The organism is Leucobacter sp. wl10, from assembly GCF_003569785.1.
Classification (GTDB): Bacteria; Actinomycetota; Actinomycetes; order Actinomycetales; family Microbacteriaceae; genus Leucobacter.
In genome coordinates this window covers 44,282-57,702 of sequence record NZ_KZ983999.1, presented here as the reverse complement: position 1 = coordinate 57,702, position 13,421 = coordinate 44,282, and the positions used below count along the sequence as shown (strand labels likewise).

Annotated in this window: 13 protein-coding genes; 3 read left to right on the top strand and 10 right to left on the bottom strand. The window is 72.6% G+C overall.

Going from position 1 to position 13,421, the window contains the following annotated elements; genetic code table 11:
• The first annotated feature begins 17 nt into the window (after positions 1–17).
• Both D1J51_RS12245 and D1J51_RS12240 read left to right on the top strand, forming a co-directional pair.
• A complete protein-coding gene (locus D1J51_RS12245; protein WP_119075599.1) occupies positions 18–1,568 on the top strand; it encodes a hydantoinase/oxoprolinase N-terminal domain-containing protein in 1,551 nt (516 codons plus the stop codon).
• Positions 1,565–2,677 carry a DUF917 domain-containing protein gene (locus D1J51_RS12240; protein ID WP_205547882.1) on the top strand — a complete coding sequence of 371 codons (1,113 nt, stop codon included), beginning with the start codon at positions 1,565–1,567 and terminating at the stop codon, positions 2,675–2,677. The genes D1J51_RS12245 and D1J51_RS12240 overlap by 4 nt, the downstream gene beginning before the upstream one ends.
• Here D1J51_RS12240 and ppgK read toward each other — a convergent pair.
• The 7 genes from ppgK to D1J51_RS12210 form a co-directional block, all read right to left on the bottom strand.
• Complete coding sequence (ppgK, locus tag D1J51_RS12235) at positions 2,653–3,471, bottom strand: polyphosphate--glucose phosphotransferase (RefSeq protein ID WP_119075598.1); 819 nt, start codon at positions 3,469–3,471, stop codon at positions 2,653–2,655. The two genes, D1J51_RS12240 and ppgK, sit on opposite strands and share 25 nt — an antisense overlap.
• Before the next feature lie 67 nt (positions 3,472–3,538).
• Positions 3,539–3,772 carry a hypothetical protein gene (locus tag D1J51_RS17980; protein ID WP_240423213.1) on the bottom strand — a complete coding sequence of 78 codons (234 nt, stop codon included), beginning with the start codon at positions 3,770–3,772 and terminating at the stop codon, positions 3,539–3,541.
• A complete protein-coding gene (locus tag D1J51_RS12230; protein WP_119075596.1) occupies positions 3,700–4,164 on the bottom strand; it encodes a dioxygenase family protein in 465 nt (154 codons plus the stop codon). Before D1J51_RS12230 ends, D1J51_RS17980 begins: the two co-directional genes overlap by 73 nt.
• 337 nt (positions 4,165–4,501) lie before the next feature.
• Positions 4,502–5,287, bottom strand: a complete 786-nt coding sequence (locus D1J51_RS12225) for an IclR family transcriptional regulator (protein ID WP_119075595.1) — start codon at positions 5,285–5,287, stop codon at positions 4,502–4,504.
• Positions 5,288–5,370: 83 nt separating this feature from the next.
• Positions 5,371–5,694, bottom strand: a complete 324-nt coding sequence (locus D1J51_RS12220; RefSeq protein WP_119075593.1) for a type II toxin-antitoxin system PemK/MazF family toxin — start codon at positions 5,692–5,694, stop codon at positions 5,371–5,373.
• 1 nt (position 5,695) lies between these two features.
• Positions 5,696–5,929 carry a ribbon-helix-helix domain-containing protein gene (locus tag D1J51_RS12215; RefSeq protein ID WP_119075591.1) on the bottom strand — a complete coding sequence of 78 codons (234 nt, stop codon included), beginning with the start codon at positions 5,927–5,929 and terminating at the stop codon, positions 5,696–5,698.
• 54 nt (positions 5,930–5,983) lie between these two features.
• Entirely contained in the window at positions 5,984–7,156 is a 1,173-nt protein-coding gene (locus D1J51_RS12210) for an acetyl-CoA C-acyltransferase (protein WP_119075590.1), read from the bottom strand.
• Positions 7,157–7,448: 292 nt separating this feature from the next.
• Here D1J51_RS12210 and D1J51_RS12205 point away from each other — a divergent pair, with 292 nt between their 5' ends.
• Positions 7,449–8,720, top strand: a complete 1,272-nt coding sequence (locus tag D1J51_RS12205) for a D-alanyl-D-alanine carboxypeptidase family protein (RefSeq protein WP_119075588.1) — start codon at positions 7,449–7,451, stop codon at positions 8,718–8,720.
• On the opposite strand, the gene D1J51_RS12200 is transcribed toward D1J51_RS12205, so the two are convergent.
• From D1J51_RS12200 to D1J51_RS12190, 3 genes are read right to left on the bottom strand one after another with little or no spacing between them, the layout of a single operon-like run.
• Positions 8,721–9,977: a M20 family metallo-hydrolase gene (locus D1J51_RS12200; protein ID WP_119075586.1), complete on the bottom strand. Its 1,257-nt coding sequence runs from the start codon at positions 9,975–9,977 to the stop codon at positions 8,721–8,723.
• A 54-nt stretch (positions 9,978–10,031) separates the two neighbouring features.
• A complete protein-coding gene (locus D1J51_RS12195) occupies positions 10,032–11,687 on the bottom strand; it encodes an amidohydrolase (protein ID WP_119075584.1) in 1,656 nt (551 codons plus the stop codon).
• Between the two features lie 9 nt (positions 11,688–11,696).
• The gene (locus D1J51_RS12190) at positions 11,697–13,385 is read right to left on the bottom strand and encodes a thiamine pyrophosphate-dependent enzyme (protein WP_119075583.1); all 1,689 of its coding nucleotides are present in this window, start codon (positions 13,383–13,385) and stop codon (positions 11,697–11,699) included.
• Between the last annotated feature and the right edge of the window lie 36 nt (positions 13,386–13,421).

Sequence of the window (13,421 nt, the reverse complement as noted above, 5' to 3'; positions counted from 1 at the left end):
CGGGGCATGCTGAAGCTATGCACATCGGAATCGACGTAGGCGGCACCAACACGGATTCGGTGCTGATGCACGGGCGCCGGCTCGTCGCCTCGGCCAAGCGGCCGACCACGGGGGACGTGACCGAGGGGATCACGGCTGCGCTGCGCGCGGTGCTGGCCGACGCTCCGGATCGGGTCGAGGCGGTCTCCGTCGGCACGACGCACTTCACCAACGCGGTGGTGCAGGGGCGCGGTCTCGCCCGCACCGCGGCCGTGCGCCTCGGCCTGCCCGCAGGCGCCGGGGTGCCGCCGATGACGGGCTGGCCGGAGCGCCTCGCAGCGGCCCTCGGCGGGCACCGCTTCATGTGCCACGGCGGCTACGAGTACGACGGGCGGGAGATCTCGCCGCTCGATCCCGACGAGCTGAAGCGGCTGGCCGAACGGCTGGAGCGCGAGGACGTCGAGTCGGTGGCGATCACCTCGATCTTCTCGCCGGTGAACGCCGACCTCGAGCAGCGGGCCGCGGAGATCCTGCGCGAGGAGCTGCCCGAGCTGACGTTCTCGCTGTCGCACGAAATCGGGCGCATCGGCCTCATCGAGCGGGAGAACGCCACGATCATCAACGCGGCGCTGCTGCCGGTCGCCGAGCGCACCATCGACGCGATCGGCGAGGCGATGCACCGCTCGGGCATCGACGCCCCGCTGTATCTGTCGCAGAACGACGGCACGCTCATGGACCGCGAGTACGTGCGCCGCTACCCGGTGGCCACCTTCGCGGCGGGGCCGACCAACTCCATGCGGGGCGCCGCGCTGCTCTCGGGCCTCGACGACTGCATCGTGGTCGACATCGGGGGCACGACGGCCGATGTCGGAGCCGTCGTCGCGGGCTTTCCCCGGCAGGCCACGACCGCGGTCGACATCGCGGGGGTGCGCACCAACTTCCGCATGCCCGACGTCGTCTCGGTCGGCATCGGCGGCGGCAGCCTCGTGGCCCTCGACGGGAGGAACCCGCGGGTGGGCCCCGAGAGCGTCGGCTACCGTCTTCCCTCCGAGGCGCTCGTCTTCGGCGGCGAGACGCTCACGGCCACCGACATCGCCGTTGCCGCGGGCGCGGCGGACATCGGCGATCGCGCGGCGGTGCGCCACCTCGACCCCGAGCTCGTGCGGGCCGCGATGGGATCGATCGCCGAGCGGATCGGCGCCCTCGCCGACACGATGCGCACGTCGGCCGCGGACACGCCGCTGGTGCTCGTGGGCGGCGGCGGCGTGCTCGTGCCCGGCGAGATCCCCGGCTTCAGCACCGTCGTGCGCCCGGGCGAGCACGCCTCCGTCGCGAACGCGATCGGCGCCGCCATAGCGCAGGCCGGCGGCGAGGTCGACCGCATGTTCGTGCTGGATCGGGAGTCGCGCGAGCGGGCGCTCGAGGAGGCGAAGGCCGAGGCCGTCGAGCAGGCCGTCGCGGCGGGGGCCGATCCGAAGACGGTCGAGGTCGTCGACATCGACGAGACCCCGATCTCCTACCTGCCCGGCGGCGTGACGCGCGTGCGCGTGAAGGCCGTGGGCGAACTGGCCCTGGGAGGATCCCGATGAGCGAGGCGCGGGCGACGATGCGCGGGAACGGGCGGCTGGCCTCGATCCGCGTCGAAGACATCGACGACATCGCGCGAGGAGCGGCGATCCTCGGTGCGGGCGGCGGCGGGGATCCGTTCCTGGGATCCCTGCTCGCCAAGCACGCCATCGAGCAGCACGGGCCGGTGCCGGTGCTGGATCCGGCGGATGTTCCCGACGATGCCCTCGTGCTGCCGGTGGCCATCATGGGCGCCCCCACGGTGATCGTGGAGCGGCCCCCCGCGGGCGACGAGCTGCCGAGGGCCGTCGAGGCGATATCGAGGCGGATGGGGCGCCCCGTGACCCACATCGCCTTCTTCGAGGCCGGAGGCCTGAACTCGATGACGCCGATACAGGTCGCCGCGCAGACGGGCCTGCCGCTCATCGACGCGGACGGCATGGGACGCGCATTTCCCGAGCTGCAGATGGTGACGTTCTCGCTCGAGGGGATCTCCGCCTCCCCGATGGTGCTCGCCGACGACAAGGGCAACGTCGTGCTGCTCGAGGCGATCGACAACGTGTGGGCGGAGCGCCTGGCGCGGGTGTCGACCGTCGAGATGGGCTGCGGCGCGCCGATCGCGCTCTACCCGCACTCGGGCGCGCAGACGAAGACGGCGCAAGTGCCGCACACCGTGACGCTCGCGCGCGACATCGGCCGCCTGATCCGCGAGACCCGAGCCGAGCACGGCGATCCCGCCGAAGCCGTGACGGAGCGCTTCGGGGGCCGCGTGCTGCTGCGCGGCAAGGTCGTGGACGCGCAGCGCAGCACCTCGGGCGGGTTCGTGCGCGGCAGCTCGACGATCGAGGGCTTCGGCAAGGACGAGGGCTCGCGGCTGCAGCTCGAGTTTCAGAACGAGAACCTGGTCGCTCGTCGCGACGGCCGTCTCGTCGCGACCGTGCCCGACCTCATCTGCGTGCTCGACGCCGACACCGGCGAGCCCATCACCACCGAGGCGCTGCGCTACGGATTCCGGGTCACCGTGATCGGCCTGCCCTGCGATCCCCGCTGGCGCACCGAGCAGGGTCTTGCGCTCGTGGGCCCCCGCTACTTCGGGTACGACGTCGACTACGCACCGGTCGAGGCGGGATAGCCGCATCGCGCGGCCTCGTACGCCAGGCGGGCGGCACCCACGATGCCCGCGTTGTTCCTGAAGCTCGCGGGCACCACGGGGGCCGTGACGCCCGGGAACGGGAGGTACTGATCGGACGCCTTGCTGATGCTGCCGCCGATCACGAAGCGATCCGGGTTCATCACCTTCTCGAGGTGGGCGAGGTAGCGCGCCGCGCGTGCGGCCCACTCCTCGAGGGAGATGCCCTCGCGCTCGATCACCTTGGCGGAGGTGTAGCGCTCGATCACCGGGTGTCCGTGGAGCTCGAGGTGGCCGAGCTCGAAATTCGGCACGAGGACGCCCTCGCAGACGAGCGCGGAGCCGATCCCGGTGCCGAAGGTCAGCACCATGGTCACGCCGGGCATGCCGCGCACCTCGCCGAACGCGGTCTCGGCGATCCCGGCCGCGTCGGCGTCGTTCACGACCAGGCAGCGCGATCCGACCGCCTCCGAGAGCAGCGCGACGGCGTCCGTGCCGATCCAGTCCGGGTCGACGTTGGCGGCGGTGCGCATCACCCCGTCGCGGACCACGCCCGGAAGCGTGACGCCGACGGGGACCGCGTCGTCCGGCACCGCGATCCCGCGCCGCCGAGCCTCCGCGCGGATCGCCGACACCATCGCCCCGACCTCCCGGGCCACGTCGTCGGGCCTGCCGCCCGCCGGGGTCGGCACCCGGTGGCGGTCGGTGAGCGTCTCTCCCGTCCGCGTGTCGACCGCGGCTCCCTTGATACCGGTTCCGCCGACGTCGATGCCGATCGCTGTCTGAGGTTGTCCCATGGCATCGCAGTTTATCGCCTGCCCGCGGTACCGGCTCGGCCGAGATGCGCGGCCGTTCGACCTCACGCTACGCCGAAGAGCCCGAGCCCGGAGACCTCAGCCAGGCCACCACAACATCCCCGATCAGCGAGCGCAGACGGTCGCGCCGCTCCGGATCATGCAGATCCACCCCGAAGAGGAACCCGAAGGTGTGCTGGTTGGCGATCTGGAACACGCAGTACGAGCTGATCAGCAGATGTACCTCCAGCGGGTCGACGTCGGCCCGGAAGATCCCCTGCGACCGCCCGCGCTCGCCTGCCACACCTCGATGAGCTGATCGCGCACGGGGCGCCCCCACGAGTCGAGCAGACGGCCCTGCACCGTGATGCGCTCCCCCTGCGGCTCACCCGGGCCGCCGCCCTGGGTCAGGTCCGACTCGATCGCCTTCACATCGCGCTGCCCGAAGGCGGGCGACCACAGCTCGATGGTCTCGGGATCCGTGTGCTTCGGGTCCTTGGTCGGCGAGCGCAGGATGCTCGAGCGGTAGGGAGGGAAGTTCAGGATCGTCCGCGGAAGGCGCTCGCCCGCGGCCTCGCGGCGCTCATACTCGGCGTGCAGCTCCGCGGTCTCGCGGTCGATCCGGGACTGCGAGGCCTGATCGGGTGCCGCCAGCAGCGACTCGGGTACGACGGAGGTGCTCTGCGCTTCGGACATCGTGCTCTCCCTCGAGGAATGGATCCCCTCACGGGGCCGGACATCCACTCCAGCGTGGCACCCGCCACCGACACGGACGCGGGCGACTCCCACTCAGTGGGAATCGTGAGAATGCCGGCGATCCCCACCTCACTCTGCGATGGTGTCACGGTTCCGCCGCCGGGCCCACGCGGGGCGCGGTAGAGGTCCCGGCGTCGGCGGCGATCCGATGGTCACTCCAGACGCGCACCGCCTCCCGCTCACTGCGGCAGCACTGTCCACTGGATACGCGTCATTCGGCCCGCCACGCCGAGCGGGTCTGCGGACGCGATGCACTGGCGATCACGGGATCGAGGCTTCACGGCTCGCGCACCTCGGCGAAGATCTCCCGCGCCGACTGATGCACCAGGCGGGCGAGGAGCCGCTCGTCGAAGCGATCGATGTGCACGACCAGACCGAGCGCGATGGGCGGCAGTCCCGGCACCGAGGGCAGGGCGGCGGCGACAGAGATGTTGCCGAGCGTCATCTCCTCGCGGGTGAGAGCGTAGCCGCGCGCGAGCGTGAGACGCAGTTCCTCGCGCAGTTCCGCCTCGTCGACGATCGTGTGTACGGTCTCGCGTTCCAGGGGCCTCGCGAAGAAGCGTGCGAGCCACTCCTCGTCGCGCGACGCGAGCAGCGCCTTGCCCACCCCGGTCGCGTGCAACGGCCCGCGACCCCCCGACCGACTCACCGTGGGGATCGAGCGGCGCCCGCTCACCCGCCCCACGTACAGCACGGTCGCCCCCTCGGGCCCGCCGTCGAGCACGCCGAGGTGCACGTTCTCGCCCGTCGCCTCGTAGAGCCGCATGAGGTGCGGGATCGTGCGCTCGCGCAGCCGCAGCGCCAGAGGGGAGAGCTCGCCGAACTCCCAGAGGCGCGGGCCGACGGCGTAGCGGCGATCCGGCACGCGCACCAGCAGCCCGTGCCGCAGCAGGGTGCCGAGCAGCCGGTGCAGCGTCGAAGGCGCCAGGTCCGTGCGCAGCCCGATCTCGGCGGCCGTGAGCTCGGGCTCGTCCTCGGTGAAACATCCGAGCACACCGAGGGCACGTTCGAGCACGCCTTGCGGGCTCGAACCATCAGTACCGCCGAGCACACCCTCGCTCATGCGGCCTCCTCGATCCTCGCGCTGCTCGCTGTGATCGAGACTACCCTGCCGCTCCGATGCCGATGCCGCGGCGCTTCAGCGCTCTAGTAGTCGCGATCGAGGATCGGCAGATCGAGGTCGAAGGCGAGCACGACGGCCTTCGCGAGCAGGCGCTCTTGCTCCCGCGACAGGAAGCCGACGGTGCGGCCGAGCGAACTCGCCGGGATCGTGATGATGTTGTCGACCGCGATGGTGCTGGGATGATCCAGCCCGTTCTGCGGGCCGACCTCCACCTCGCTGCTGAGACCCTTGACCGTCGAGGTGATCGGAGCGATCGTCACCTTGCTCATCGCGGAGCGCACAGCCTCACGCGTCAGCACCACAGCGGGTCGCGTCTTATCCAATCGGACCAGGCAGATCTCGCGCACGTCAGTCCTCGATCACGACATTGGAGGCGGTCCAGTCGACGAGCCCGTCGAGATCGTCGACTGCTCCGGGGCGCCGAAGGGTCTCCGCATCCCGCTCGGCCATGATGCGACGCATCTCCCGCTCGATCGCCGAGGAGACCACCGCAGTTCGGCTCGGTGCCGCTCCATCAGCCACCAGGCGATCCAGGAACTCGACCATGCGGTCGGGAAGCCTCACGGCGATCTGCATACTCATGGACGCACGGTACCATAACGCATCCCATAACGGGATGCGTTATGGTACCGTGCTCTATACCGCCCGGAGCACCACGGCGCTGCCCTGCCCGCCGCCGCCGCAGATGCCCACGGCGCCGAGCGATCCCGAGCCGAGTGCCGCCAGCTGACGCGCGAGCGTGCCGACGATCCTCGCTCCCGAGGCGCCGATCGGGTGGCCGAGCGCGATCGCGCCGCCGTGCGGGTTGACGATCGCGGGATCGAGGCCCAGTTCGCGGGTCGACTGCAGGCCGACCGCGGCGAACGCCTCGTTGATCTCGACCGCGGCGAGATCCGTCGTCGCGGTGCCGGGAAGCTTCGCGAGCGCCGCCCGGATCGCGCGGGCCGGCTGAGAGTGCAGGTGCGTGTCTGGGCCCGCGACGAAAGCCGTCGCCTCGACGCGGGCTATCGGCCTGAGGCCGAGCCGCTCGGCCGCGGCCTCGCTCACGAGCACCAGCGCGGCCGCGCCATCGGTGATCTGCGAGGCGTTTCCCGCCGTGATCGTGCCGTCTTTCGCGAAGGCCGGTCGCAGCCCCGACAGCCCCTCCGGGGTCGTCTCGGGGCGGATCCCGTCGTCGGCCGCGACCACGGTGTCGCCGCGCCGCGACGAGACCGTGAGCGGCGCGATCTCACCGGCGAAGAACTCGGCCGAAGTGGCCGCGCGCTGATGCGATGCGGCGGCGAACGCGTCCTGCTCCTCGCGGTGCAGCCCCAGCGGGCCGTTGCCCTCCTCGGTGAGTGCTCCCATCGCGGTCTGGTCGAAGGCATCGGACAGCCCGTCGTGATCGACGGTGTCGACCAGTTGCGCAGACCCGTACTTGGTGCCCGCGCGCAGCGGGATCACGTGCGGGGCGAGCGACATCGATTCCTGACCGACCGCGACCACGACCTCGGCCTCTCCCGCGGTGATGAGGCGCGCGGCCTGGGCGACCGCCTCGGCTCCCGAGAGGCACACGGCGTTCAGCGTGATGGCGGGCACGCTCATCGGGATTCCCGCACCCACCGCGGTCTGGCGGGCCGGATTCTGGCCGGCGCCCGCCTGCAGCACCTGACCGGCCACGACGATATCCACCTGGTCCGGGGCTACCCCGGCGCGCTCGAGTGCTGCCCGGACGGCGTGCGCGCCGAGCACGGTTGCCGGCTGCGCGGCCAGTTGCCCCGTGAAACGGGTGAACGGTGTGCGGGCGTACCCCGCGATCAGTGCGGTCATCGGTGGCCCTCCTCAGGAGCTGCGGGGCGGAGCCGCGGAGCTCCGCTCTTCCTACTCATGCATCTTGCCTGAACCTGCGGGTTCGGCAAGCGTTGCCCTGGCACACCCGCAGGCGGCCGGACTGTGCAGTCCGATCTCTCCCGGTCTTTCCGTGCGCGAACGCCGACGTCAAGCCACGGATCGGCGCACCGCGCACAGTGCACGCGTCGCGATCGGACCGAGAGACCGGATCGTGGAGCGGAAGCTGCGGATGAGAGGACGACCACCGGCCGCCGCTGATTAGGCTGGCGGCGTGAGCACCTCCGTCGACGCCCGCGCGCGCCTCCGCGCGCTGCGCCGCCGGACCCGTCGGCTGGCCGCCATCCTCACGGCGCTCGTGGTCCTGACAGCCGGGGGTTACACTGCCGCGTGCGCTTTCGCACCTCTGCGGGCCCCCGCCGTGCAGCTGACCGGGGAGGCCGAGCGGCAGTTCGCGGCCGATCCCGCGCCGGCGCAGGCCGCGGTCGACGCCGAGGCGCTGCCCACCGCCGTCGGCTGGCTGCACGACGACGAGGTCTGGGCGAACACCCAGCAGGCGCAGCCGATCGCCAGCCTCTCGAAGCTGGTGGCCGTGCTCGTCGGCCTCGAGCGGCAGCCGCTCGCCGCGAGCGAGGAGGGCCCGGTGCGCGTCTGGACGGCCGAGGATCGCGCCCGCACCGACGCGTATCTCGCCCAGGACGGCGTCGCCTACCCGATCCCGGTCGGCACGGAGGTCACGGCGCGGCAGATGCTGACGCTCGCGCTCATCCCCTCGGCCAACGATTTCGCGGCCGCCTACGCCTACTCGCTGTTCGGCGACAACGAAGCCTTCGTCGCCGCCGTCGAGGACTGGAAGGCGCGGCAGGGCCTCGACTCGCTCGCGCTCGCCGAGCCGACGGGCATGGACGAGCGCAACGCCGCCACCCCGTCCGACGTGCTGCGCGTCGCCCGGCTCGCCCTGCGGCAGCCCGCGATCGCCGAGATCGCGCGCCTGCCCCGGGCTGAGCTGCCGTGGGGCATCGGCGTCGTCGAGAGCACCAACCCGCTGTTCAGCGCGCTGCCCGAGGTGCGCGGCATGAAGACCGGCTACACCGACATCGCCGGCTACAATCTCGCGGCTGCTCAGGCGAGCAGCGCCTCGGGTCGCGACCTCGTGAAGCTGGCGGTGACGCTCGGGCGCCCGACCGAGGAGGCGCGCATCGAGTCGAGCCTCGCCGCGCTCGCCGCCCTCGAGGCCGCTCCGCAGCCGGTGGAACTCGTCGCGAAGGGCGAGGAGCTCGGCACGGCGGTGACGGTGGACGGGGTGAGCATCCCGCTCGTCGCGAGTGCCGCAGCGAGCACCGTGCTGGTGCCGGGCGAGGCGGCGACGAGGATCACGGAGCTCGGATCGCTCGGCCCGGGCGAGGCCGGCCGGTCAGCGGGCACGATCCGCGTTGAGACCCCGAGCGGCCCGCAGGAGGTGCCGGTCGTCGCCGATGCCGACATCGTCGAGCCCGACCTCTGGTGGCGGCTGACCCACCCCGCCGAGGTGTTCGGATGGCGCTGATCAGTCGACCAGCGCGCCCTCCGCCAGTCGCCGCACCACGCCCGTGAGGTGGTCGACGCCCGCCACGAGATCCTCGTCGCGCGTGAACTCCTTGAGGTTGTGCGAGATGCCGTCGACGCTCGGCACGAAGAGCATCACGGCGGGCACCCGATCCTTCATGTTGGTCGAGTCGTGCCCGGCGACCGTCATCACCCGGTCGTGCGCGAGGTCGAGCTCCTCGGCGATCTCGCGCGCCAGCTCGACGCCGGCCTCGGGGTAGGGATTCTGGCTCCAGCTGTGCTCGGCGACGACCTCGATCTCCACGCGGTCCTCGCGCCGCACCCGCTCCACGGTCTCCATGACCCTCGCGTAGGCGGCGTCGAGCACCTCTCGACTCGGCGAGCGCAGGTCGAACAGCAGCTGCACCTCGCTCACCACGACGACGGGCGAGTTGGGGTAGACGTTGATCTCCCCGCAGGCGGTGTGCAGCATCCCGGGCTCGAACTCGTCGACCAGCTCGCGGGCCGCGACGATGAGGCGGGCCGCGCCGAGCAGGGCGTCCCGGCGGTCCTCCATGAGCGTCGACCCGCTGTGGGCCTGCTCTCCCGTGATCCTGAACTCGAACTTGTGCGCGCCCCAGGTGGCGTTCACGAGCCCGATCGTCACGCCGTCCTGCTCCATGCTGCGCCCCTGCTGCACGTGGATCTCAGCGTACGAGGCCACCTCGGGCCCGCCGTCGCCGAACACGGCGCCGCCGCGCTCGTCGATGGCGTCGAGCGCCTCCTTCACCGTGACGCCGCGGGGATCCCGCGTCGCGAGCGCGTCCATGAGCGGCATCTTGCCCGTGAACACCGAGCTGCCCATCATGGAGGGCTTGAAGCGCGACCCCTCCTCGTTGAACCAGTTCACCACGGCGAGATTGAATCGCGCCCGCGAGGGGTCGGCCCGCAGCTCGTCGGCCACGCGGAAGCAGGCGTGCGCCGATGCCATCACCCCGTAGGCGCCGTCGAAGCGGCCCGCCGTCGGCTGGGAGTCCATGTGCGAGCCCGTGAGCACGTAGGGTGCGCCGGGCACCAGCTCGAGCAGCCCGAACTGGTTGCCGATCGCGTCGCGCTCGACCCGGAAGCCATGCGACTCGAGCAGCCGCGCGAACCACTTGCGCTGCTGCCCGTCGGCCTCGCTCGCGGCCTGCCGTTCGACGCCGTTCGTGCCCTCGACCGCGCCGAAGCGGGAGTGCACGGCCCAATCGGAGAGGAAGGAGTCGTCCTGCTGAGTCATTGTCGGTCCTTTCGAAGCGGGGTGAGGGCGGGTTGCGGGGGCGGGATCAGCGGGTCAGGATCGCGAATCGTAGCTCAGCTCGCCGCCGAGCACGGTCGCGACGACGTCGAGCCCGCCGATGCTGGGCGCGGTGAGCGGTGAGGCCGAGAACACGGCGAGGTCGGCGAGCTTGCCGCGCTCGAGCGTGCCCTTGTCGGCGAGCTGGCCCGTCGCGCGCGCCGCCCACTCGGTGTGGGTGCGCAGCGCCTCCTCGGGGGTGATCGCCTCGGCCGGGCCGAGCGCGGCGCCGCCGTCGGCGATCCGGTCGACCGCCGATTGCATGCCGCGGCGGAGGTCGTTGTCGGCGACGGGCAGGTCCGAGGATCCGGCCAGGATGACGCCCGCGTCGATCACGGAGCGCCCGCGGTAGAGCCAGTCGCGTCGCTCGGGGCCGACGCGATCCGCCATCTGCTCGCCGAAGGAGCCGATGAACCCGGCCTGCGGCGTCACCGCGACGCCGAGGCGTCCCGCGCGCTCCACCTGATCGGGGCGCGCGATAGCGAAGTGCTCGATGCGGCACGGCACGTCGAGACGGCCGTAGCGGTCCTGCGCCTCCTCGATGATGTCGAGGGCGAGGTCGATGGCGGCGTCGCCGATCGCGTGCAGGGCGAGGGGCCAGCCGGCGCGGTAGGCGCCGAGCGCGCGCTCGCGGTAGGTCTCGGGCTCGTCGAGCAGGTAGCCGCGGTTGCCGTGCTCGGCGTGCCCGCAGAAGTCCTCGGTGACCGCGGCGGTCGCCCCGAGCAGGGAGCCGTCGAGGAAGACCTTGACGTGGCCGAAGCGCACCGCGTCGTCGCCGAAGCCGGTGCGGATGCCGAGGTCGAGCCCCGCCCCGCGGCCCTCGCCGTGGAAGTCGGCGGCGTGCCCCTCGAGCGGCCGCAGCGCGTCGATCGCCGGCATCAGCTGCGCGCGGGCGTGCAGGCGGCCGCGCTCCGATGCCGCCTGGTAGGCCGCGACCTCGACGGGGCTGTGCCCGATCCAGCCGCCGCCCACACCGGCCTCGGTGAAGCTCGTGATGCCCTGCGCCGCGTAGCGCGAGGTCGCGGCGGCGAGGGCCTCGACCAGGCGCTCGCGCGAGTAGGGCAGCAGCAGCGCCTGCACGAGGCCCTGCGCCGCCTCCTCGACGAGGCCCGTGGGCGCCCCGGAGTCGTCGCGCACCACGACGCCGCCGACCGGATTCTCGAAGCCCGGCTCGAGCGCGCCGACGAGGCGCAGCGTGGCGGTGTTCGTGATCGAGGCGTGGCCCGAGGTGTGCCGCAGGTAGAGGGGACGATCGCCGGTGATCCCGTCGAGGCGCGCGATGTCGGGGAAGCCCCCGCCGTGATGCGCCTGGTTGAAGCCGGTGCCGTGCACCCACGCGTCGGGCTCGCCCAGTTCGTCGAGCCGGGCGGTCTCGGCCGCGATCAGCCCGTAGAGCTCGTCGAGGCCGCGCGCCGCGCTGAGGTCGATCGCGGCGAGCCCCAGGCCCCACCACGCCGTGTGGCAGTGGGCGTCGATGAGGCCGGGCGTGGCCACCGCGTCGCCGAAGTCGAGCACGCGCTCGGCGTCGAGGCCGGCGAGCTCGTCGTCGAAGCCGACGATGCGGCCGCCGATGACGCCGACCGCGATCGCGGCGGGCCGGGCGGGATCCATGGTGAGGATCTCGCGTGCGCGGATGATCAGATCGAGTCGCATGCGGGCCTCTCAGTTCGCGGGGGTGGGATCCGCGGCGATCTCGCCGGGCGCCGGGGGCATGACCTCGTCGCCGATGAGCACGTGGACGAGCGCCGGGCCGTCGGCCGCGAGGGCGCGGTCGAGGGCCGGGGCGAACTCCTCGGTCGTCTCGACCCGCTCGCCGTGCCCGCCGAAGGAGGCCATCCACGCCGCGAAGTCGGGGTTCGCCATGCGCGTGCCCGAGGGGCGGCCGGGGTAGTGCTTCTCCTGGTGCTGCACGATGGTGCCGTAGATGCCGTTGTCGACGACGATCACGAGCGGCTTGCCGCCGTGCGCGACGGCGGTCGCGAGCTCCTGGCCGTTCATGAGGAAGTCGCCGTCGCCGCACACCGCGACCGCGCGCCGCTCGGGGAACGCGAGCGACGCGGCGACGGCCGCCGGGACCGCGAGCCCCATCGCGCCGTTGCGCGCGCCCACGAGGCTCGCGGTTTCGAGGTGGCGCACGAAGCGGTGCGCCCAGATGGTCGCGTTGCCCGCGCCGAAGGTGAGGATCGCCCGGCCGTCGAGCCGGTCGTCGAGCTGTCCGAATGCGACGCCGAGGTCGACGCCGGCGTCGGCGGCCGCGCCCGGAACCGAGGCGTCGGCGCGATGCGCCGCGAAGCGGGCCTGCGCCTCGGCGCGGTCGCGCATCCACCCGTCGGCGCGGGATCCGCGGGCCGCCGCCGGATCGACCGCGGCGAGCGCGGCGGCGAAGCCCGCCGGGGCGGCGAGGATCTGCTGATCGATCCGGCCGGCGTGCTGGGTCGCCTCGGGGTCGAGCGAGACGAGCACGGTCTCGGCCTCGAAGCCGAGCGTGTAGCCGTCGCTGAGCACGTCGGAGCGCGAGCACCCGACGAAGACGAGGAGGTCGGCCTCGGCATAACCCGCGGCGACCGCGTCGGCGCGGCCGTAGCCGAGCCAGCCGGCCCACGCCGGGCCCTCGTGCGGCACCGCGTCGTAGGCGCGCCAGTCGCAGAAGACCGGCACGCTGACCGCCGCCGCGAAGTCGAGTAAGCGCCGTCCCTCGCCGCCGTGCCAGCCGTCGCCGCCCGCCACGATCGCGGGGCGCTCGGCTCGCGCGAGCCGCTCGACGAGCGTCGCGATCTCGGCCGGGGCCGGCTGCGGGGAGGGGGCCGCGACGGGCTGGGAGGGAGCCGCCTCGGTGAGGTGCACGAGCACGTCCTCGGGCAGCCCCACGACCACGGGCCCCGGCCTCCCGGCGGCGGCGATCCGCATCGCCTCCGCGGTGAGCTCGCCGGCGCGATCCGCGTCGTCGATCGTCATGACCCGCTTCGCCGTCGAGCCGAACCAGCCCGTCAGGCTGAACTCCTGGAACGCCTCCCGCTCGCGGTCGTGCACGGGCACAAGGCCCACGAACAGCACGAGGGGGGTCGCGTCCTGCCACGCGGTGTGGATCGCGATCATCGCGTTCGCGGCGCCCGGGCCGCGCGTCACCATCGCCACGCCGGGCAGCCCGGTCAGGCGGCCCTCCGCCAGCGCCATGAACCCGGCGCCGCCCTCCTGCCGGCACACCACCGTCTCGATGGACGAGTCGTGTAGGCCGTCGAGCACGTCGAGGTAGCTCTCGCCCGGCACGGCGTACACGCGTCGCACGCCGTGCGCTTCGAGCGTGCGGACGATCAGGTGTCCCGCGGACGAGCAGGTGGTGGGCGGTGACATCGGGGAGATCCTTCCGGGAGTCTGACGGAGGTGGGG

Bases quoted from the DNA above. Each gene is read 5' to 3' on its own strand.
- D1J51_RS12210 (WP_119075590.1), bottom strand. From the start codon at position 7,156: ATGACCGCACTGATCGCGGGGTACGCCCGCACACCGTTCACCCGTTTC.
- D1J51_RS12190 (WP_119075583.1), bottom strand. From the start codon at position 13,385: ATGTCACCGCCCACCACCTGCTCGTCCGCGGGACACCTGATCGTCCGC.
- D1J51_RS12195 (WP_119075584.1), bottom strand. From the start codon at position 11,687: ATGCGACTCGATCTGATCATCCGCGCACGCGAGATCCTCACCATGGAT.
- D1J51_RS12245 (WP_119075599.1), top strand. From the start codon at position 18: ATGCACATCGGAATCGACGTAGGCGGCACCAACACGGATTCGGTGCTG.
- D1J51_RS12215 (WP_119075591.1), bottom strand. From the start codon at position 5,929: ATGAGTATGCAGATCGCCGTGAGGCTTCCCGACCGCATGGTCGAGTTC.
- D1J51_RS12225 (WP_119075595.1), bottom strand. From the start codon at position 5,287: ATGAGCGAGGGTGTGCTCGGCGGTACTGATGGTTCGAGCCCGCAAGGC.
- D1J51_RS12240 (WP_205547882.1), top strand. From the start codon at position 1,565: ATGAGCGAGGCGCGGGCGACGATGCGCGGGAACGGGCGGCTGGCCTCG.
- D1J51_RS12230 (WP_119075596.1), bottom strand. From the start codon at position 4,164: ATGTCCGAAGCGCAGAGCACCTCCGTCGTACCCGAGTCGCTGCTGGCG.
- D1J51_RS12200 (WP_119075586.1), bottom strand. From the start codon at position 9,977: ATGACTCAGCAGGACGACTCCTTCCTCTCCGATTGGGCCGTGCACTCC.
- ppgK (WP_119075598.1), bottom strand. From the start codon at position 3,471: ATGGGACAACCTCAGACAGCGATCGGCATCGACGTCGGCGGAACCGGT.